The sequence below is a fragment of the Campylobacter sp. CFSAN093246 genome, assembly GCF_012889415.1.
Taxonomy (GTDB): Bacteria; Campylobacterota; Campylobacteria; order Campylobacterales; family Campylobacteraceae; genus Campylobacter_D; species Campylobacter_D jejuni.
On sequence record NZ_CP040613.1, the window covers coordinates 1,196,317 to 1,214,887 of the forward strand.

Annotated in this window: 17 protein-coding genes and 2 pseudogenes; 14 read left to right on the plus strand and 5 right to left on the minus strand. The window is 29.6% G+C overall.

What is annotated here, in order from left to right; genetic code table 11:
* Positions 1-81 precede the first annotated feature (81 nt).
* Genes FBE87_RS06300 through FBE87_RS06335 form a run of 8 tightly spaced genes read left to right on the plus strand, consistent with a single transcriptional unit; the run spans position 82 to position 7,771 of the window.
* Complete coding sequence (locus FBE87_RS06300) at positions 82-975, plus strand: J domain-containing protein (RefSeq protein WP_100626263.1); 894 nt, start codon at positions 82-84, stop codon at positions 973-975.
* A 15-nt stretch (positions 976-990) separates the two neighbouring features.
* On the plus strand, positions 991-1,365 hold the full coding sequence (gene hspR / locus FBE87_RS06305; RefSeq protein ID WP_002853230.1) for a heat shock transcriptional regulator HspR: 375 nt from the start codon (positions 991-993) through the stop codon (positions 1,363-1,365).
* A gap of 6 nt (positions 1,366-1,371) precedes the next feature.
* Positions 1,372-2,997, plus strand: a complete 1,626-nt coding sequence (locus FBE87_RS06310) for a cation:proton antiporter (RefSeq protein WP_002859297.1) — start codon at positions 1,372-1,374, stop codon at positions 2,995-2,997.
* Between the two features lie 9 nt (positions 2,998-3,006).
* Positions 3,007-3,339, plus strand: coding sequence for a hypothetical protein (locus FBE87_RS06315; protein ID WP_002859298.1), 333 nt, complete (start codon positions 3,007-3,009; stop codon positions 3,337-3,339).
* Complete coding sequence (locus tag FBE87_RS06320; protein WP_100626262.1) at positions 3,336-3,956, plus strand: HAD family hydrolase; 621 nt, start codon at positions 3,336-3,338, stop codon at positions 3,954-3,956. Before FBE87_RS06315 ends, FBE87_RS06320 begins: the two co-directional genes overlap by 4 nt.
* Before the next feature lie 55 nt (positions 3,957-4,011).
* The gene (gene glyS, locus FBE87_RS06325) at positions 4,012-6,006 is read left to right on the plus strand and encodes a glycine--tRNA ligase subunit beta (RefSeq protein ID WP_100621753.1); all 1,995 of its coding nucleotides are present in this window, start codon (positions 4,012-4,014) and stop codon (positions 6,004-6,006) included.
* On the plus strand, positions 6,003-6,824 hold the full coding sequence (locus tag FBE87_RS06330; RefSeq protein ID WP_002860451.1) for a M23 family metallopeptidase: 822 nt from the start codon (positions 6,003-6,005) through the stop codon (positions 6,822-6,824). The genes glyS and FBE87_RS06330 overlap by 4 nt, the downstream gene beginning before the upstream one ends.
* Positions 6,821-7,771, plus strand: coding sequence for an SAM-dependent methyltransferase (locus tag FBE87_RS06335; RefSeq protein ID WP_100621754.1), 951 nt, complete (start codon positions 6,821-6,823; stop codon positions 7,769-7,771). The genes FBE87_RS06330 and FBE87_RS06335 overlap by 4 nt, the downstream gene beginning before the upstream one ends.
* Here the strand turns inward: FBE87_RS06335 and FBE87_RS06340 are convergent.
* Positions 7,768-8,742 (minus strand): Ppx/GppA phosphatase family protein, encoded by a 975-nt coding sequence (locus FBE87_RS06340; protein ID WP_052798144.1) that lies wholly within the window; start codon positions 8,740-8,742, stop codon positions 7,768-7,770. The genes FBE87_RS06335 and FBE87_RS06340 overlap by 4 nt on opposite strands.
* Before the next feature lie 55 nt (positions 8,743-8,797).
* Between FBE87_RS06340 and FBE87_RS06345 the strand changes: the two genes are divergently transcribed.
* Positions 8,798-9,571: a pyridoxine 5'-phosphate synthase gene (locus tag FBE87_RS06345; protein ID WP_100621755.1), complete on the plus strand. Its 774-nt coding sequence runs from the start codon at positions 8,798-8,800 to the stop codon at positions 9,569-9,571.
* Positions 9,568-10,662 (plus strand): 4-hydroxythreonine-4-phosphate dehydrogenase, encoded by a 1,095-nt coding sequence (gene pdxA / locus FBE87_RS06350; RefSeq protein WP_052798146.1) that lies wholly within the window; start codon positions 9,568-9,570, stop codon positions 10,660-10,662. Before FBE87_RS06345 ends, pdxA begins: the two co-directional genes overlap by 4 nt.
* On the opposite strand, the pseudogene FBE87_RS06355 reads toward pdxA, so the two are convergent.
* A pseudogene (locus tag FBE87_RS06355) lies at positions 10,652-11,253 on the minus strand (hypothetical protein). The gene pdxA and the pseudogene FBE87_RS06355 sit on opposite strands and share 11 nt — an antisense overlap.
* A gap of 112 nt (positions 11,254-11,365) precedes the next feature.
* Here FBE87_RS06355 and FBE87_RS06360 point away from each other — a divergent pair.
* From FBE87_RS06360 to FBE87_RS06375, 4 genes are all read left to right on the plus strand, one after another.
* Positions 11,366-12,565, plus strand: a complete 1,200-nt coding sequence (locus FBE87_RS06360) for an MFS transporter (protein WP_032591420.1) — start codon at positions 11,366-11,368, stop codon at positions 12,563-12,565.
* A gap of 55 nt (positions 12,566-12,620) precedes the next feature.
* Positions 12,621-12,941 (plus strand): invasion antigen CiaC, encoded by a 321-nt coding sequence (gene ciaC, locus FBE87_RS06365; protein ID WP_002860457.1) that lies wholly within the window; start codon positions 12,621-12,623, stop codon positions 12,939-12,941.
* Positions 12,942-13,124: 183 nt separating this feature from the next.
* Positions 13,125-14,147 (plus strand): uroporphyrinogen decarboxylase, encoded by a 1,023-nt coding sequence (gene hemE, locus FBE87_RS06370; protein WP_100609548.1) that lies wholly within the window; start codon positions 13,125-13,127, stop codon positions 14,145-14,147.
* Positions 14,144-15,046 (plus strand): radical SAM protein, encoded by a 903-nt coding sequence (locus tag FBE87_RS06375; protein ID WP_052798148.1) that lies wholly within the window; start codon positions 14,144-14,146, stop codon positions 15,044-15,046. The genes hemE and FBE87_RS06375 overlap by 4 nt, the downstream gene beginning before the upstream one ends.
* Here the strand turns inward: FBE87_RS06375 and FBE87_RS06380 are convergent.
* The 3 genes and pseudogenes from FBE87_RS06380 to FBE87_RS06390 form a co-directional block, all read right to left on the minus strand.
* Positions 15,043-16,239 carry a hypothetical protein gene (locus FBE87_RS06380; protein ID WP_002854153.1) on the minus strand — a complete coding sequence of 399 codons (1,197 nt, stop codon included), beginning with the start codon at positions 16,237-16,239 and terminating at the stop codon, positions 15,043-15,045. The two genes, FBE87_RS06375 and FBE87_RS06380, sit on opposite strands and share 4 nt — an antisense overlap.
* A 1-nt stretch (position 16,240) precedes the next feature.
* Positions 16,241-18,043 (minus strand): excinuclease ABC subunit UvrC, encoded by a 1,803-nt coding sequence (gene uvrC / locus FBE87_RS06385; RefSeq protein WP_052794319.1) that lies wholly within the window; start codon positions 18,041-18,043, stop codon positions 16,241-16,243.
* Positions 18,036-18,531, minus strand: a pseudogene (locus FBE87_RS06390) (hypothetical protein). The gene uvrC and the pseudogene FBE87_RS06390 overlap by 8 nt, the downstream one beginning before the upstream one ends.
* Positions 18,532-18,571: the final 40 nt, after the last annotated feature.

An 18,571-nucleotide genomic window follows, 5' to 3' on the forward strand; every position in this document is an offset into this window, starting at 1 on the left:
AACTTGATTGACTTAGGCTAAAGTTTATGTTATAATTTAATCCTCTATATAATCAAGTAAAAATTTTTAAGGAAATATAACATGAATAGTTTATACGAAACTCTTGGAGTTAGCAAAAACGCTAGTGCAGATGAAATAAAAAAAGCTTACCGTCGCCTAGCTAGAAAATATCATCCTGATATCAACAAAGAAAAAGGTGCTGAAGAAAAATTTAAAGAAATTAATGCTGCTTATGAAATTTTAAGTGACGAAAAAAAACGAGCTCAGTATGACCAATACGGCGATTCTATGTTTGGTGGACAAAGTTTTCATGATTTTTCAAGAAATACTGGTGGGGTAAATTTGGACGATATTTTAAAAGATCTCTTTGGAGGAGGCTTTGGTGGACGCTCAAGAGGGGGTTTTAACAGCTTTTCTTCAAAAGGCTTTAGCAGTGGTTTTGGAGGATTTGGAGGTTTTGAAGAAGAAATTTTAGACAGCAATCTAGAGCTTCACATTCCTTTCGAAAAAGCTGTTAAAGGCGGGGAACATAGTTTTAATTTTCAAGGCGAAACCATTAAATTTAAAATTCCACATGGTATAAAAGAAGGCGAGAAACTAAGAATTCGCTCTAAAGGAAAACAAAGCAGAAATGGAGCTAGAGGAGATTTAATCATTATTGTAAAAATAGAAGAAAGTCCTATTTACACAAGAGAAGATGATGATTTATATCAAAAGGTTGATATTTCTTTAAAAACTGCACTTTTTGGTGGAAAAATAAATATAAAAACACTCAAAGAAGGCAAGGAAGAAGCAACAATTAACATAACGCCTAATTCAAAAAATAACCAAAAAATTCGTTTAAAAGGTTATGGTGTGCAAAATAGAAAAAGTGATATTTATGGGGATATGTATTTGATTTTAAATGTTGTTTTGCCAAATTTAGATACCCTTGATGAAAAATTTATAGAACTCTTAAAAGAAAAATTACCTTAAAGAAAGGAATAAAATATGGAACAGCATTATGATGAACCTGTATATTTAATCAGTGTTGTGGCTAAAGTTTTAAGCATACATCCACAAACCTTAAGGCAATACGAAAGAGAAGGATTGATAGAGCCAAGTAGAACCGATGGCAAAATAAGACTTTATTCTCAAAGAGATATTGACCGTATTAAACTTATATTGCGTTTAACAAGAGACATGGGAATCAATCTTGCTGGAGTAGATGTTATCTTAAAATTGAAAAACCAACTTCACGAATTTGAAAATTTAATTGATGAACTACGCTTAGAATTAAGCAAACAACAAGATAAAGAAGCGGCTAGTAAAGCCGTTGTTAAGCATAAAAATAGCTTTGATTTGATTTTTTATGAGAAAAAATAAAAAATAATGGATAATTTTTTAGAAATTTTTTTAATCACCGTTGCTATAGCTATAGTTTTAAATGTCATATTTAAAAAATTTGAAATTCCAACTATCATTGGATATATAGCTGCTGGAGAAATCATTTCTGAAATTTATCATTTAAGTGGCAAAGGCGAAATCACCCATATAGCCGAATTTGGTATAGTGTTTTTAATGTTTACCATAGGGCTTGAATTTTCTTTTAAGCATTTAATGGCAATGAAACAAGAAGTTTTTTTAAACGGCTCTTTGCAGATGCTTACTTGTGGCTTTGTTTTTATGTTACTTGCTATAGGAATTTTAGGACTTGGAGATAAAAGCGCTACTATAGTAGGCTTTGCACTAGCGCTTTCTTCAACCGCAGTGGTGCTTAAAATTTTAAATGATAATGGCGATATCAATGAGCAATATGGTAGAAAAGCATTGGGAATTTTGCTTTTTCAAGATATAGCCGTTATTCCTTTGCTTTTGCTTGTAGATATTTTTTCATCCAACAATCAAAACATAGAAAAACTCCTTTTTACCACTTTAATTTCAGCACTTATTTTAATCACTTTATTATTTTTCATAGGTAAATATCTAGTGGATAGAATTTTTAGACTCATTATCCACACTTCTTCTCAGGAAATTTTTATTAGTACTGTTTTATTTATGGTTATTGGAGCAAGTTTTTTAGCAAATTATTTTGGATTTTCTTATTCTTTGGGTGCTTTTATAGCAGGTGCTTTGATAGCAGAAACAAAATATAAACACAAAATAGAAGCGGACTTGATCCCATTTAGAGATTTGCTTTTAGGGCTTTTTTTCATAACTGTAGGCATGCAAATTCAACTTGATGTAGTGGCACAAAATTGGTTTTTAATCATAGTTTTAACCCTTCTTGTAATGGCTTTAAAATTTGGCATAGTTTTTGGCTTTTTATTTCTTTACACCAAAAAAAGAGTGGCGCTTAAAACAGCTTTTGCCATAGCTCAAATTGGCGAATTCGCCCTAGCAATTTTTTCTCTTTTACAAGCAAAAAATATGCTTGATATCAAAACTTCACAAATTTTAATTGTTGTTTCTATTTTAACCATGATTATCACACCTTTTATTTTAAACAATATAAGAAAAATTACCAATGTTGTAGAAGATATAGCACTTAATACCAACGCTGTGCAAAATATTGACAGCAATATCAAGCTTAAAAATCATCTTGTTGTTTTTGGCTACGGACGCTTAGGACAAGAAGTCGTACAAAAAATCAAAAACACAGGCGTACCTTATCTTGTTTTAGAAAGTGATTTAAATTTAGTAGAACTTGGAGTTAGTCGAGGTGAAAATGTCGTTTTTGCCAATGCTGCTCAAGAAGAAACCTTAAAAATTGCCAATATAGAAGAATGTGCCGTAGCTATTATCACAGTTACAAATGAAGCTAAACTTGAAATTTTATGTCAAGTGCTAGCTAATTATCCAAAACCTATAGACACCATCATTCATGTAAATGGAACTTTAAAAAAGATGCTTTTTTCTAGCATAGATGAAAATATACGCATCATTCGCTCTGAAAAAGTAATCGCTAGAAATTTAGTTCAAGAAGCGCTAGAATGCCGCATTCACAAAAATACCTAAGGAAGAATTTTGACAAAAAATGAAGAAAAAGCCTTACGCGTAAAATACCTAAGAAATCTTGAAAAATTTTTCAATGGCGCTATATCTGCACTTAAAAAAGAAGATTTTGATAAAACTAAATTTGAAGAAAGAATGTTAAAAAATGCTAAATTTTTTGAAAAAAATCCCGCGGTAAATCTTAACTCAACCTATGCAAAAAATCTTGAATTTTTTGTCAATGCTTGTTTAGATTTTTCCAAAGAAAAAAACGAGCTTTTAAATCTTGCCAATGCTTTAGATAAGCAAAAAAAACAAGGTGGGAAAAAAGAAAAACATAAAAATTATTTAAAGGATTATGAATGATTAATGTATTTTTTGATATGGATGGAACTTTAATCGATAGTGCAAATGCCATTTCTTGTGCAGTCAATGAAATAAGACAGGATTTAAATCTAGCCCCACTTTCAAGAGAAATCATTATGCAAACCATCAATACTCCCAATATTGACTGGGCAAAAGAACTTTATAATATAGAAAATTTCCATCATTCTAATTTTAAAGAAGGCTATGAAAAATATTTTGTCAAGCACTATGAACAAAGCGTGGTGCTTTTTGAAGGAATAAAAGAACTTTTAGAATTTTTAAAAAGCAAAAATTGTTTTTTAGCTATTGCTACTAACGCCCCACAAAGCTCACTTTCAAACATACTTAAAAAACACGATATCATTCCTTATTTTGATAAAATTTTAGGCGTAAGTTTAGGCATAGAACCCAAACCTCATCCTATGATGCTAGAGCTTTTAAAAAGCGAGGCTCCATATAAAACAAGCGTTTTTATAGGAGATAGTCAAAAAGATAAAGAATGTGCTAAAAATGCTAATTTGCCTTATTTTCATGCCAAATGGTATCAAAAAAATTTAAAAGAAAATGAATTTAGCAACTCTAGTGAACTTAAAGGCTTTTTGCAAAAGTATTTATAAGTTTTTTAATGAAATTTTAGTTAAAATTAGAAATAAATTTTAAAAAGAGTAAATTATGAGTGAATTATTAATAGAAATTGGTACAGAAGAATTACCTGCTATTCCTTTGCTAAAAGAATTAGCTAATATAGAAAAAAAATGGAACAATGTTTTAGAAGAATACCGCTTGGTAAGTGATTTTAAATTTTATTATACTCCGCGTCGTTTAGTTTTTTTTCATGAAAATTTTGCAGACAAACAAGAAGATAGCTTTGCTGAATTTATAGGAGCACCTAAAAATGTTGCTTATAAAGATGGAGTTTTAACTCCTGCGGGACAAAGCTTCCTGCAAAAAGCAAGGATCAGTGAAAATGAACTCTCTTTTAAAGAAATCAAAGGCAAGGAAGTTTTGTACCATCAAAAAGCTATTAAAGGTTTGCAAAGTCAAGAAATTTTAGGAGAAATGGTAGAAAAATTTCTAAAAAGTCTTAGTTTTGGCAAAAGTATGCGCTGGGGTGCAAATTCTTTTGAATTCATCCGTGCGATCCGTTCTATAGCTTGCATTTTAAATGATGAACTTGTTAATTTTCAAAGCTATGGAGTAAAAAGTACTAAAAAAACTTTCATTCACAGAAGCGTAAGTTATGATTTGCAAGATTTTAACAATGCAAAAGAATATTTTGAACTACTAGAAAAAAACTATATCATCCTTGATCCAATCAAAAGAAAGGAAAAAATACTTGAGCAATTTAAACTCATAGAAAGTCAAAAAAATATACAAATTGGAGAAGATGAAGAGCTTTTAGCTGAAGTAGTTGCTATCACAGAATATCCTAATGCACTTTTAGGAAATTTTGAAGAAGAATTTTTAGAAATTCCTAGCGAAGTAATCATCACTTCAATGAGAGAAAATCAACGTTATTTTGCAGTTTTTAACGATAAAGGCTTAAGTAATCATTTTATAGTAGTAAGTAATGCAGTATGTAAGGATTATTCAAAAATCATACATGGAAATGAAAGAGTTTTGCGTGCAAGACTTAGCGATGCAATGTTTTTTTATCAAAATGATTTACAAAATGGCTTAAAACCTGAAAAACTTGCCAAAATGACCTATCTTGAAGGTTTAGGCACAATGCAAGATAAAAGTTTAAGAGAGATTAAAATTGCTGAAATTTTATGCCAAATGCTCCATAATGATAAAATCGAAAATATCAGCACAGCACTAAAATACGCCAAAGCAGACTTAGCCACACAAATGGTTTATGAATTTACTGATTTGCAAGGCATTATGGGAAGTTATTATGCGCAAAAAATGGGCTTAGATTATCAAATTTGCTTAGCCATCAAAGAACAATATCTTCCTAATTCCGAACAAGCTCCACTTCCAAGTACAGAATTTTCAAGCATAGTAGCCCTTGCAAACAAGCTTGATACCCTTATAGGACTTTTTAGCATAGGAAAAATTCCAAGCGGAACAAAGGATCCTTATGCCTTAAGAAGAGCTGCCAATGGGATCATTAAAATTGCTTTAAATTTAAATAAAGAATTTGATATCCAAATTTTATTAGAAAAACTTTCAAATCATTATAAAAGCTTTGATATGCAAATTTTAAAAGATTTTATTTTTGAAAGACTTTATACTTTTTATACAGTCAATGCTTCTTTTGTAAAAGCGGTTTTAAGCTCACAAAATACAGATCTTATCCATATCAATCAAAGCGTAAATGCTCTTATAAAACTTAGCAAAAAAGATAATTTTAATGAAAATTTTGCAACCTTTAAAAGACTAGCCAATATCGCCACTAAAAATCCTCATAAAGTTGATGAAAGTCTTTTTGTTCAAGAAGCAGAAAGTAAACTTTACAAAGCTTTTCAAGAAAAAACTAAAGCCAACTCTTTACAAGAAAAACTTGAAAATCTTTTTGCACTTAAGCCTTTTATTGATGAGTTTTTTAATCAAGTGATGATTAATGCTGAAGATGAAAAACTTAAAAATAATCGCCAAGCTTTGGTTTATGAAATTTATGCGGAGTTTTTAAAAATCGCCGATCTTAAAGAGTTAAGCCTATGAAAGCCTTATGGCTTTTTTTAAGCCTTACTCTTTGGCTTTTTGGAGCTCAAAATTTAGAACTCATCAAAGGTCAAGCTTTATTTTTGGAGCTAGATAAGAAAGATTTTTTATCTTTAAAAAATAATGGTAAAAATATTCCCACTTTTACACATCCTAAAAATCAAGAAAAAGTTCTAGCTATTTTTTCCTTACCTTACAAAAATCCCCCGCAAAATACAAAACTTATCGCATTTTATAAAGATAAAAAAGAAGAAATTTTCATAAAAACTTTAGAAGGTAATTATAAAAGTGAAAAATTGCAAGTTGAAAACAAAAAGATTTTTCCACCAAAAACCATACAAGAACGCATCACTAAAGAATTAAAAGAAGCCAATGCGATTTATAGTTCTTATACTCCAAAAGCTTTATTTAACGGTGCTTTTAATATACCTTTAAATTCTTTTATCACAAGTGATTTTGGCAAAGCAAGAACTTTTAATGAAAAAGTAGCAAGTTATCATAGCGGAACGGACTTTAGAGCTGCCACAGGAACACCTATTTATGCAGCCAACTCAGGCATAGTAAAAATTGCAAAAGATCGTTATTTCGCAGGAAATTCAGTAGTCATTGATCATGGTTTTGGAATTTATTCACAATATTATCATCTTTCTAAAATCGATGTTAAAATAGGACAAAAGATAAAAAAAGGTGAACTTATAGGACTTAGTGGGGCTACAGGTAGGGTAAGTGGGCCGCATTTGCATTTTGGAATTTTAGCTGGAGGCAAACAAGTTGATCCTTTGGATTTTGTATCCAAATTTAATGCTATTTTTCAATGAAATTTAGTGACTTTTTCCATGCTTGGCTCCATGAAAGCTATTATAAAAATGCTGTAAGTATAGGAAAAAACGGAGATTTTTTTACTGCTGTGAGCGTAGGAAATCTTTTTGGCACACTTTTAGCCAAGCATTTTTTAAATTTAATAGATGAAAAAATTCTCAAACCTCCACTAGAATTTGTAGAAATAGGCGCTAATGAAGGCTATTTAAGTCGTGATTTTTTAGCCGCTTTGCTTGAATTAAGACCTGAAATTTTTTCTCAAATTTCTTTTTTCATCATAGAACCACATGAAAAATTAAGAACTTTACAAAAAAAGACTTTAGAAGGAGTGGAATTTACTCACAAAAATAGTCTTAAAGAATGCCATTTTAAGAACGCTTTTTTCTTTTGCAATGAACTTTTTGATAGTTTTACCTGCGAACTTATAGATCATGATAAAATGGCATTTGTAGAAAATTTTAAACTTATTTTTAAAAATATGGATGAAAATTTGATCACAAAATGCAAAGCTTTAAATCTTACAAAAGGCGAACTCAGTTTAGAGCTTGAAAATTTTTTTAAAGATTTAAACCAAACTTGTGAGAGATTTATATTTGCGGGATTTGACTATGGAACTTTAAATCCACAAAGTTTTAGCTTAAGAATCTATCAAAAGCACGAAGTTTTTAGCCCTTTTGAAGTATCTTTAAAAGATTTTTTCGGCAAAAGCGATCTAACTTATAATGTCAATTTTACTCATCTTCAAAAACTCATCAAAGAATATGATTTTAAACCTTTAGCTTTTAAAAAACAAAGTCTTGCTTTCATGGATTTTGGTTTTGAAGATTTATTAGAATACACAAAAAATAAAAACATTAAAACTTACGAAAGTTTTTTATCTCAAGCTAAAATTTTATTTTTTAATTTTGATGAAAAATTTCATTTTTTCGAATTTCAAAAAAACTAAAATTTTATATTTTTCATACTCGCTAAACAAACCCCCTCTCTTAAACCCTCATCAATGACTAGAAGTTTATGTTTATCAAACAAAGCATAAAACAGCAAACAACCTGCACTCAAATAATTTTTTCTCATCGTGCCTACTTCTTTTATAGCCTTTTTTTCTTCCATATGAAAAAGTTTAATAGCATAATTTAAAAAATCCTTATGGCAAAGTTTTTTACCATTTACTTTAGTTGCTTCATACTTTTCATAGCTTATATTTTGTTTTAATGCGCTAAGTGTAGTAGGAACTCCGGAATTTAAAACCACCGTTTTAGCCCCTAAAGAACGAAGCTCCTTTTTAATCATAGCCACCTCATCAAAAGCCCTAAAAGCTAAATGCTTTAAATAGGGATTTGCAATTAAAAAATGAATTTTAAGTTTTTTATCTTTAATATTTATGATAAATTTAGGATATTTTTTTATTAATTTTTTATAAGAAATACAAGATTTATAATAAGAATGGTAATTTTTTTCATAAAAACTAATAATACCAAAATCAAAACTTTTAAAACTTTTTCCAAAAGAAAGCTCACAAGAAGCCCCTCCTAAATCACAATATGCAAACTCTCCCCAAATTTTAAGCCTTCTTAAACCTGATTGCATACCTAAAACACTGATCTTAGCTTCACTTTTAGAATCTATAAGCTTAAAATCAATCCCAAATTCTTTTTTTAAATGGGCAAAAATTTCATTTGTATTGCTTGCCTTTCTAAAAGCTGCAGTCGCTACAGCTCTCGCTTTGCTTAAATCTTGCTCTTTAGCTAAAATACTCAAAGTATTTTTTAATCTTTGTATGGCTTCTTTAGAAATTTCTCCACTTTGATTTAGATTTTTCGCTGCCCCAATAACAAATTCATATTCTTTTAATTTATTTAATTTTTCATCCATTTGTACTGCTCTTAAAGTATTTGAACCAAGATCTATACCTAACATGACTTTCCTTATTTGATTTTATAGTATAATAGCAAAAAAGTTCTAAAGGAAAAATATGCTTTTAGGTGTAAATATCGATCATATTGCAGTGTTAAGACAAGCTAGAATGGTAAATGATCCTGATCTTTTAGAAGCTGCTTTTATAGCAGCTAAACACGGAGATCAAATCACTTTGCATGTAAGAGAAGATCGCCGTCATGCTCAGGATTTTGACTTGGAAAATATTATAAAATTTTGCAAAAGCCCTGTCAATTTAGAATGTGCTTTAAATGATGAAATTTTAAATTTAGCTCTTAAACTCAAACCCCACCGCGTTACTTTAGTGCCTGAAAAAAGAGAAGAGCTTACTACAGAAGGGGGGCTTTGTTTAAATCATGCTAAATTAAAACAAAGCATAGAAAAACTTCAAAATGCAAACATTGAAGTTTCACTTTTTATTAATCCTAGTTTAGAAGATATAGAAAAATCAAAAATTTTAAAAGCCCAATTCATAGAGCTTCATACAGGACATTATGCGAATTTGCACAACGCACTTTTTAGCAATATCTCTCATACTGCTTTTGCCTTAAAAGAACTTGATCAAGATAAAAAAACCTTGCAAGCTCAATTTGAAAAAGAATTACAAAATTTAGAACTCTGTGCCAAAAAAGGCCTAGAACTTGGCTTAAAAGTAGCCGCGGGACATGGTTTAAATTACAAAAATGTAAAACCCGTAGTAAAAATTAAAGAAATTTGCGAGCTAAATATAGGACAAAGCATTGTAGCAAGATCTGTATTTACAGGACTTCAAAACGCTATTTTGGAAATGAAAGAACTTATTAAAAGATGAAAAAACTAGCCATTAGTATAGGCGATATAAACGGCATAGGACTTGAAATTTTAGTGCGTTCTCATGAAGAACTAAGCAAAATCTGCACACCTTTTTATTTTATCCACGAAAGCTTGCTTGATAAAGCTTCAAAACTTTTAAATTTAAAACTTTTTAATGCAAAAATCGTAGCTTTTAAAGATGGAAAAGACTATGAGTTTAATTTTATAAAAAAAGAAAATTCTCTTGAAATTTACTCTTTCTACCTTCCTTTAGGCTTCAAAGTGGATGAAAATTTTGAAATCAAAGCCGGAGAAATAGATACAAAAAGTGGACTTTATGGTTTTTTAAGTTTTAAGGCGGCAAGTTATTTTGTCTATGAAAAACACGCCCATGCCTTACTTACTCTACCTATACACAAAAAAGCTTGGGAAGATGCGGGACTTAAATACAAAGGACACACCGATGCTTTAAGGGATTTTTTTAAAAAAAATGCCATTATGATGTTAGGTTGCAAAGAACTTTTTGTAGGGCTTTTTAGCGAACATATACCTTTAGCTAAGGTGAGTAAAAAAATCACTTTTAAAAATTTAAGTATCTTTTTAAAAGATTTTTACAAAGAAACGCATTTTAAAAAAATGGGGCTTTTAGGTTTTAATCCTCATGCTGGAGATTATGGAGTTATAGGCGGAGAAGAAGAAAAGATCATGGAAAAAGCTATAGCCTTTGTTAATGCCTTTTTACACTCTAAAAAAGATGAAAAATTTTTCAAAAAAGCCTTAAAAGATGAAAATTTACAAAAAGAATTGCTTTTAAATTTTAAAGGCAAGGGCGTTTATCTACCCTATCCTTTAGTGGCTGATACAGCTTTTACTAAGACTGGTTTAAAAAACTGCAATCGTTTAGTGGCTATGTATCACGATCTTGCCCTTGCTCCTTTAAAGGCCTTGTATTTTGATAAAAGCATCAATGTGAGTTTAAATTTACCCATCATACGCGTTAGTGTTGATCATGGTACGGCCTTTGATAAAGCCTATAAAAATGCTAAAATCAACACTAAAAGTTATTTTGAAGCAGCTAAATTTGCAATCGATCTAAGCCCTAAAACTTAAATTTAGCTCTAGAATCAATCAAATCTTCTTTAGCTAAGCTGTCTATAAAATCTTGCAAATCTTTATTGGTATTTAAACTTTGAGTGAGTAAATTTTCATATTTATCAACTTTATTTTTAAAAATTTGCTCTAAAGCTTCTTTAGTTTTTGTATCTTTTTTTGCTCTTTGCGTAAGCTCTAATAAAGCTTTAGCATAAGCTTCTTGCATACAATCACTTGCATTGAGTAAAGATAAAATAGGATTTTCCCCTGCTTTTGTATTTTGCATATTTTTTATACAAATTTTTCTTTCTTTAAGCATCTTTTTGAAATGGCTTTAAAATCTTTTTTCATCTTTTTATCTGCTTTTTTTGAAATATTTTGATATAAACTACTATAGATGTTATCTACTAAAGCAAGTTTTTTATTTTCAAATTCATTACGCACACCAATTTTATTGCATATCATAAGCTCATCATCACTTTTGCCATCATATTTGATTTTAGAGCAATCAAAACTAGGTTTTACTTCATCTTTATAAATAAGCTCATCAAAACTCAAAGCCCCTAAACTCGCCAAACTTAAACCAAGCAATAAAATAATTTTTTTCATTATTTACCTTTAAAATTTTTATTTTATTTTAACAAAAATATTTTGAATTTTTTAAGGAAATTAAGCCTTTATTTTATTATAATGCGTTTTTATTTTTTATAAGGAACTTAAAATGCAAAATTACAAAAAAGCTCTTTTTGCACTAGCTCTTAGTGCTTTTTGTATGGGCGTAACTGAATTTGTTATGGCAGGAGTTTTGGTTGATGTTGAAGCGTATTTTAGCGTAGATGCAAAAACCGCGGGCTATCTTACAACCTTATATGCTATAGGTGTTGTTATAGGTGCTCCTCTTATCACCATACCTTTAAGTCGTTTTCATAGACATACACAACTTTTAATCAATCTTGGAATTTTTGCTTTAGCAAATTTCATCATCTTTTTTAGCCAAAATTTCTATCTTACTGCTTTTGCACGCTTTATAGCAGGAACACAACATGGGGTATTTTTTGTCATTGCCACCTTAGCTGTAAGTGCTATAACTCCAGATGATAAAAAATCAAGTGCTCTAGCTATAATGGTCACAGGGCTTACTGTAGCCTTAGTTACTGGAGTGCCGCTTGGAACTTTTATAGGGCATTATTTTGGCTTTAAATTTATCTTTTTACTCATTTTTATCATTACAAGTCTAGCATTTTTTGGAGTATGGCATATGATGCCCAAAAATTTACATCCTAGCCCAACCAGTCTTAAAAATCTAATCCCTGCTTTTTCTCATCAAAATTTGTTAAAAACTTATACTATAACCATTTGTAGTTGTGGGGCTCAATTTGTTCTTTATACTTATTTGCAAAAAATACTTGTAGAAATAAGCGGTTTTAAAGTCCAAGATACAGCTTATATCTTGCTTTTATATGGAATTTGTGCAATTTGTGGGAATTTATGGGGCGGAAAAATAGTAGATAAAAAAGGTGCTATTTTTTCTTTGCGTCTTATTTTAAGCATACAAGTTCTAGTATTTTTAAGTGTATTTCTCACCATGCATTCTAAAATTTTAATCATTTTTAGCGTAGCTTTGATAGGATTTTTTGCCTTTTCAACCATACCTGCACTAAAAATGCTTAGCATTACTAAAGCTAAACGCCATACTTATAAAGTCATAGACAGTACAGTAAGTGTGAATGAAGCAGCTTTTAATGTAGGCATAGCTTTAGCAAGTTTTTTAGGTGGGATTGTTTTAGCAGGATTGGGTATAGAATTTAATGCTTTATTTTCAGCACTTTTTGTAAGCCCTGCTTTGATTTTTGCCTTGCTTTTTGCCAAAGATAAATTAAATTATAAAAAATTTCAAAGAAAAAGTTTTACAAAGGTATAAATTGGAATAGAAATTGCTTGCTTATTTAATGTAAAGTTAAATAAAGGAGGAGAAAATGGTAGTAGATAATACTCAAAAAACATCAAATGCTATCTTTAGCACCACAACTAAAGTTAAAGAAAAAAATACTTCGGCAGATGAATTTCAAGCCACATTAAATGAAGTAAAAAACAAAGAAGAAAAGGAAGATAAAAAAACAAACTCAAGCAAATTTACCAACGAAGACATTGATCTTGGTGCTGTTAGAGAAGATTTTAGATCTTATGCTTGGCAAAAAATGAGAGAAGATCAATACAAAAAAAATGAGGAGACTTTGCTAAATAAGCTTTTTGCTACAATTGACGCAGGAAATGCCACAAACAATACAAAGGCTTAATATACAAATCAATCAAAACTCAAACTACATAAACGAGAATTCCAATAATTCTCGTAAAATTTTTAATAACTCTGGATAAAATGAAAAAATTTATTATTTCCTCCATATGAAGAAAATATAGAAAAATTGACCAATTTAATTTATCAAATTCTGTTATAATTTTGCTAAAAACAAAGGAAAATAATGATTTTTATCGATGCTTGCTTTAAAAAACCTACACCCTACACCCCTATTTGGATGATGCGTCAAGCAGGAAGGTATTTGCCAGAATATATGGAAGTAAGAAAACAAGCGGGTGATTTTCTCTCTTTATGCAAAGACTATAAAAAAGCTTCTGAAGTTTCTTTACAGCCTATTGATATTTTAGATGTAGATGCAGCAATCATTTTTTCAGATATTTTAGTTGTTCCTCTCGAAATGGGTATGAATTTACGTTTTGAAAAAGGAGAAGGGCCTGTTTTTGATAATCCTATTTCAACCCTAGAAGACTTAGAAAAACTTGACGATCAAAATGCGCATAAAAAATTAAATTATGTCTATGATGCCTTAAAGCTTACTAGAGAAAAATTATCTCAAAACAAGGCTTTAATAGGATTTTGCGGAAGCCCTTGGACTATAGCTACCTATATGATAGAAGGAGGCGGAAGTAAAAATTATGCAAAGTGTAAAAAAATGCTCTATCAAAACCCAGAACTTTTACATAAAATTCTAAATAAACTAACTCAAGTTTTAAAACTTTATTTAGAAGAGCAAATTAAAGCAGGTGCCAATGCTGTACAAATTTTTGATAGCTGGGCAAGTGCTTTAGAATATGATAAGTTTTTTAAATTCTCTTTTAATTATATGCTTGAAATTTCAAATTTTATTAAAGGCAAATACCCAAATATACCTGTAATTTTATTCCCTAAAGGCATTAGCGGTTATTTAGATAGAATCGATGGTAATTTTGATGTTTTTGGGGTTGATTGGAGCACTCCGCTTGATTTAGCACGTGATAAACTATCGCACAAATACACTCTTCAAGGCAACATGGAGCCTTGCAGACTTTATGATAAAAATGCCATCAAAGAAGGAGTGGAAAAAATACTAAAAACCATGCAAAATAAAGCTCATATTTTCAACTTAGGACATGGGATCTTGCCTGATATTCCTGTTGAAAATGCAAAATATTTTATCAAGCTTGTACAAGAAAGTTCAGCTAAATGAAAATACTCTTTGGTCCTGTTAGCTCAAGGCGTTTTGGAAGATCTTTGGGTATAGATTTAAGCCCTAGCAAGAAACAATGCAATTTTGATTGTGTTTATTGCGAGCTTGATCCAAAAAAAACCCAAGAAAAACAGGATGAAATTATCAGCATAGACAAAATTATCTCCGAAGTTAAAGCCATGCTTGAAAAAAATGTTGAATTTGATTTTCTTACCCTTACTGCCAACGGAGAGCCTAGTCTTTATCCTCATTTAAATGAGCTTATTTTATCTTTACGCAGCATTGCTAAAGATAAAAAATTGCTTATTTTAAGCAATGGTACAGCTGTATTAGATGAAGACAAATTTAATGCTTTGCTAAAACTAGATGTGGTCAAATTTAGCCTAGATAGTGCAGTTGCTAAAACTTTTTATCGTATTGATAGAGCTTTAAAAAACATTGACTTAGAAAAAATGATAGAAAAAATGGCAGATTTTAGAGCTAGGTTTAATGGAGATTTGATTATGGAAATTCTAGTTGTTAAAGATCTTAATGACAACGAAGAAGAATTTGAAGCACTTAATCAAGCTTTAAAAAAAATCATGCCTTTAAGGGTTGATCTAAGCACCATAGATAGACCTCCTGCTTATGCTGTTAAAAAAGTAAGCGAAGAAAAACTTTTAGAACTTTCTAAACTTATAGATTCTACTCCTGTACTCTTAGCCAAAAGACATTATGAAGGTGGAAAACTAAGCTTCAATGAAGAAGAATTATTAAAAATGCTTCATTTGCGCTCACAAAGCGAAATAGACATTGAAGTGAAATTTGATGAACAATCCAAAACTCTCTTAAATCAACTTATCAAAGAAAAAAAGGTAAAAATTCTCGATTTAGCTGGAGTTAAATTTTATAAAGTTTAGGCCTTTGGCAAATACTTTCTAAGTAAAGTTATAAGATCATTTCTACTTACATCACTTAAAACTTCGCTCACACAATCAAAATCCCTAACTTTTTCCTTTGAAAAAAAGATGATATGGCTTTGTGGATGCTGTTTTTTATAAGCACTTAGCAAATTTCTCATTTGCTCAAGATCAAATTTAATTAATTCATAATCAAGTAAAATCAAACGATAAGTCTCCTTGCTTAATTCTTGTTTTAATTGACTAAAAGAATTTATACATATATTTTTATCACATTGTTTTTCTATTATATTAAAAAACAAGGTTGCATCAAAATCATTTTGTTTAAAAAGCAATACATTATTTTGATAAGGGGTTTTAAATTTTAAAGTGCAAACCTTATCAAGCTTGTTTTGCAAAATATTTTCAAGATCTTTTTTTTCAAAAGGTAAAGTTAAAAAATACTCATAATGTGTATTTTTATGCCGACCCATCACTATAAAATCATAATTTTTCTTTACATTTTTATTGAAAATTTTATCCTTGATAAAAATCAAATGAAAGTCATTAACATCAAAACTTAAATTTTTAAAACAAGTGCTTTCTATGCCAAAATACGAAAGTAAATTTGCAAGTAAAAAATTCTCAAGCTCATCATTATTAACTATGGCCACACTTGCTTCAAATTGCAAAACCTTTCCATGAGATGTTCCTATAATGCTTTTATGATGCTCTAAAGCCTCATTTAATTCTAATCTAATTTGATCTTTTTGAGAATTTAAGGCATTTAAAATCAAAGAATTAATTTCTTTATTATACCCTTCATTTAAGCAACGCATTGCATTAGATATATTTACAAGCTGATATAAATTTTCCTCCAATAAATGCAAATATCTATCTTTTTCATGGGATATTTTAGTTAAATTTTGGCTCGTAGTTTCAAATTTTTCCTTTAACAAATCAAGCGCACTATCAACATCAATCTTTTTTTGAAAATTTAAAAAATCATTTTGCATGCAAAAAATTTTTTGATATATTTTGTTTATATTTCTATTTTGCCTAAAAGCAAAAATAAAAAGTGTTAAAGATAAAACAAAAATGCTAGAAAACATACCTATTTTCAGTTGTTCAGTAACACTATCAAGCTTTGAGATATCAATACTTAAATACGCTAAAATTAGATTAAAAATAAAAATTATCCCTGCTAATATCAAATCAATTTTCCTTTATCTTTTGCGCCGCTTTCCTGCCTACAAGCATTGTAAGATCTTTAAAATCAGCCTTATATATAGATTCAAAATTTCCATAATACGCTAAAAGTTTTTGTATAACCCCTGAACTAAGTCCTAAATTTGCAAGCTTAGAACTTTTCAAGTCCTGTTTTTTCTTAGTATTTTGATGAAAGCTGATAGCAAAACGGTGTGCTTCATCTCTTAATTTCTGTAAGAATTGTAGTTTTTTATCGTTAATGCTTAGACTAAATTCTCCTTTTAAGGAATGAATTTTATCCTTAGCACCCCCTTTAGCCCTATGTGCTTTTGCATCGATTTTTTCTTTTGAAATAGCTAAAATATCGACATTTGCCCCACTACTTACAATGATTTCTTTAGCCAAATCAAGCAAAGCCTTTCCCCCATCTATAAGCCATAAATCAGGAGGAGGTATTTTATCAAAGTCCAAAGCCCTACGCGTTAAAACTTCACGCATTTGATCATAGTCATTTTTATGTTTTAAATGAAATTTTCTATATTTTGACTTATCCCAAGAATTTATTCTATAAGTTACCATAGCTCCAACATTTGCCACGCCTTGCAAATGAGAATTGTCAAAAATTTCTATATCATTTGGTAAATTTTCAAGCTCAAAATAAGACTTTAATTCTTTTTGTATAGTAAAACCATGATTTTTTTGCTCTTTTTCTATATTTAAAAGGGCATTTTGAAAAGCCAAATCACAAATTCTTCTTTTTTCTCCTATTTTAGGGATTTTAATACTGATTTTTTTATCAAATCTTTGGCTTAAAATTTCTTCCAAAAGCACTCTATCTTCAAATTCTTCATAAACATAAATAACATTTGCAAGCAAAGGAATGTCCATACTAAAATTTTCTAAAATCAATTGCTTATAAATTTCATTTTTATCCCATTGTATATCATTTTTTATAGGAGTAATCTTAGAATTTGCACTGATAATTTTTCCATTTTGCACTACAAAACGCAAGGTTGAAAGCATGGAATTTTCAAAAGCTAAAGCAAATACTTCAAAATCTTCTAATTTTGCAATATCTATTTCAACCTTAACTTCTAAATCCTTAATTGTTGCGATTTGATCTCTTACTTTAGCTGCTTCTTCGTAATTTTCATTTTGCGCTAAAATAAGCATTTGTTTTTCTAAGTTTTTAAGCAAAATACTAGGATTTAAAAGCGCACGCATAGCCTCATCTAAAATTTCAAGGTATTTTTCTTTGCTGATGCGTTTATCACAAGGCGCAAGACAACGAGAAATTTGATAAAAAATACAAGGGGATTTACAACTTGCTTTTTGCTTTAAAGGATAGTATAAATAAAGCGCATCTAAAAGCTCTCTAGCACCTTTAAAAAAAGGGCCAAAATATTTAATTTTGCTTTTTTTTACCAATTTTCTAGTGATCTCAAAGCGTGGAAATTCTTCTTCAAAATCCACATAAATATAAGGATAAGTTTTATCATCTCTTAGTAAAATATTATATTTTGGATGCAGTTGTTTGATAAAAGAATTTTCCAAAATCAAAGCATCAGCCTCTGAATTAGTAGTGATAAATTCCAAATGTATTGTTTCTTCAATCATTTTTTGAATTCTTAAAGAATTTCTTGGGTTTGCATGTAAATTTGGAGTAAAAGCAAAATAAGATCTAACACGATTTTTAAGATTTTTAGCCTTGCCTACATATAAAAGCTTTCCTTCTTGATTAAAATATTGATACACTCCAGCACTATTGGGAAGAGTTTTTAACTCATTTTCTAAATTCTCTTTAATCAAGATTAGAACCTTTTTTTTATAAGCTCTCTTAAATCTTCAAATTTCTTAAATAATTTTTTATCTTCAAAGCAATTTTTAAATTCACCCTTAGAAAGCTCCAAATAAGAATTTTTAGAGAGTTTTTCATCATTTTTGTTTTTATTTACCGTATAAGTGTATTTTTGAGAAAAGATTTTTATATCTTTTATATCAACAAATCCACTTAAAGGATATTTTTGTCCATATGCTTTTATGAGAAATTTAATATAAATTTTGCTATCATCATGATTTAATTCTTGATAAGCTGCTGGATGTAAGGTTATTATATTTAAAATATGATTTTTTACATAAATTTTAGCAATCAAACGTTGCTTAGCAAGCGGAAAAGAACTTAAAAAATCTTTGCAAAAAAATAAGGTTTTTAAAGGCTTATAATGAGGTTTATCCATCAATTCATTAATAACAGCACTAGCGTTTTTAGTCATCTTAATATTATTTCTTTTTCCCATAAGATGATTTTAGCATTTCTTTTCTTAATTTTCTTCTGTG

What these genes read in the sequence shown, in the direction of transcription:
- FBE87_RS06335 (WP_100621754.1), top strand. Translation starts at nt 6,821, where the DNA reads ATGAAATTTAGTGACTTTTTCCATGCTTGGCTCCATGAAAGCTATTAT.
- FBE87_RS06320 (WP_100626262.1), top strand. Translation starts at nt 3,336, where the DNA reads ATGATTAATGTATTTTTTGATATGGATGGAACTTTAATCGATAGTGCA.
- hspR (WP_002853230.1), top strand. Translation starts at nt 991, where the DNA reads ATGGAACAGCATTATGATGAACCTGTATATTTAATCAGTGTTGTGGCT.
- FBE87_RS06330 (WP_002860451.1), top strand. Translation starts at nt 6,003, where the DNA reads ATGAAAGCCTTATGGCTTTTTTTAAGCCTTACTCTTTGGCTTTTTGGA.
- FBE87_RS06300 (WP_100626263.1), top strand. Translation starts at nt 82, where the DNA reads ATGAATAGTTTATACGAAACTCTTGGAGTTAGCAAAAACGCTAGTGCA.
- ciaC (WP_002860457.1), top strand. Translation starts at nt 12,621, where the DNA reads ATGGTAGTAGATAATACTCAAAAAACATCAAATGCTATCTTTAGCACC.
- FBE87_RS06340 (WP_052798144.1), bottom strand. Translation starts at nt 8,742, where the DNA reads ATGTTAGGTATAGATCTTGGTTCAAATACTTTAAGAGCAGTACAAATG.
- FBE87_RS06345 (WP_100621755.1), top strand. Translation starts at nt 8,798, where the DNA reads ATGCTTTTAGGTGTAAATATCGATCATATTGCAGTGTTAAGACAAGCT.
- FBE87_RS06375 (WP_052798148.1), top strand. Translation starts at nt 14,144, where the DNA reads ATGAAAATACTCTTTGGTCCTGTTAGCTCAAGGCGTTTTGGAAGATCT.
- pdxA (WP_052798146.1), top strand. Translation starts at nt 9,568, where the DNA reads ATGAAAAAACTAGCCATTAGTATAGGCGATATAAACGGCATAGGACTT.
- FBE87_RS06360 (WP_032591420.1), top strand. Translation starts at nt 11,366, where the DNA reads ATGCAAAATTACAAAAAAGCTCTTTTTGCACTAGCTCTTAGTGCTTTT.
- FBE87_RS06310 (WP_002859297.1), top strand. Translation starts at nt 1,372, where the DNA reads ATGGATAATTTTTTAGAAATTTTTTTAATCACCGTTGCTATAGCTATA.
- hemE (WP_100609548.1), top strand. Translation starts at nt 13,125, where the DNA reads ATGATTTTTATCGATGCTTGCTTTAAAAAACCTACACCCTACACCCCT.
- glyS (WP_100621753.1), top strand. Translation starts at nt 4,012, where the DNA reads ATGAGTGAATTATTAATAGAAATTGGTACAGAAGAATTACCTGCTATT.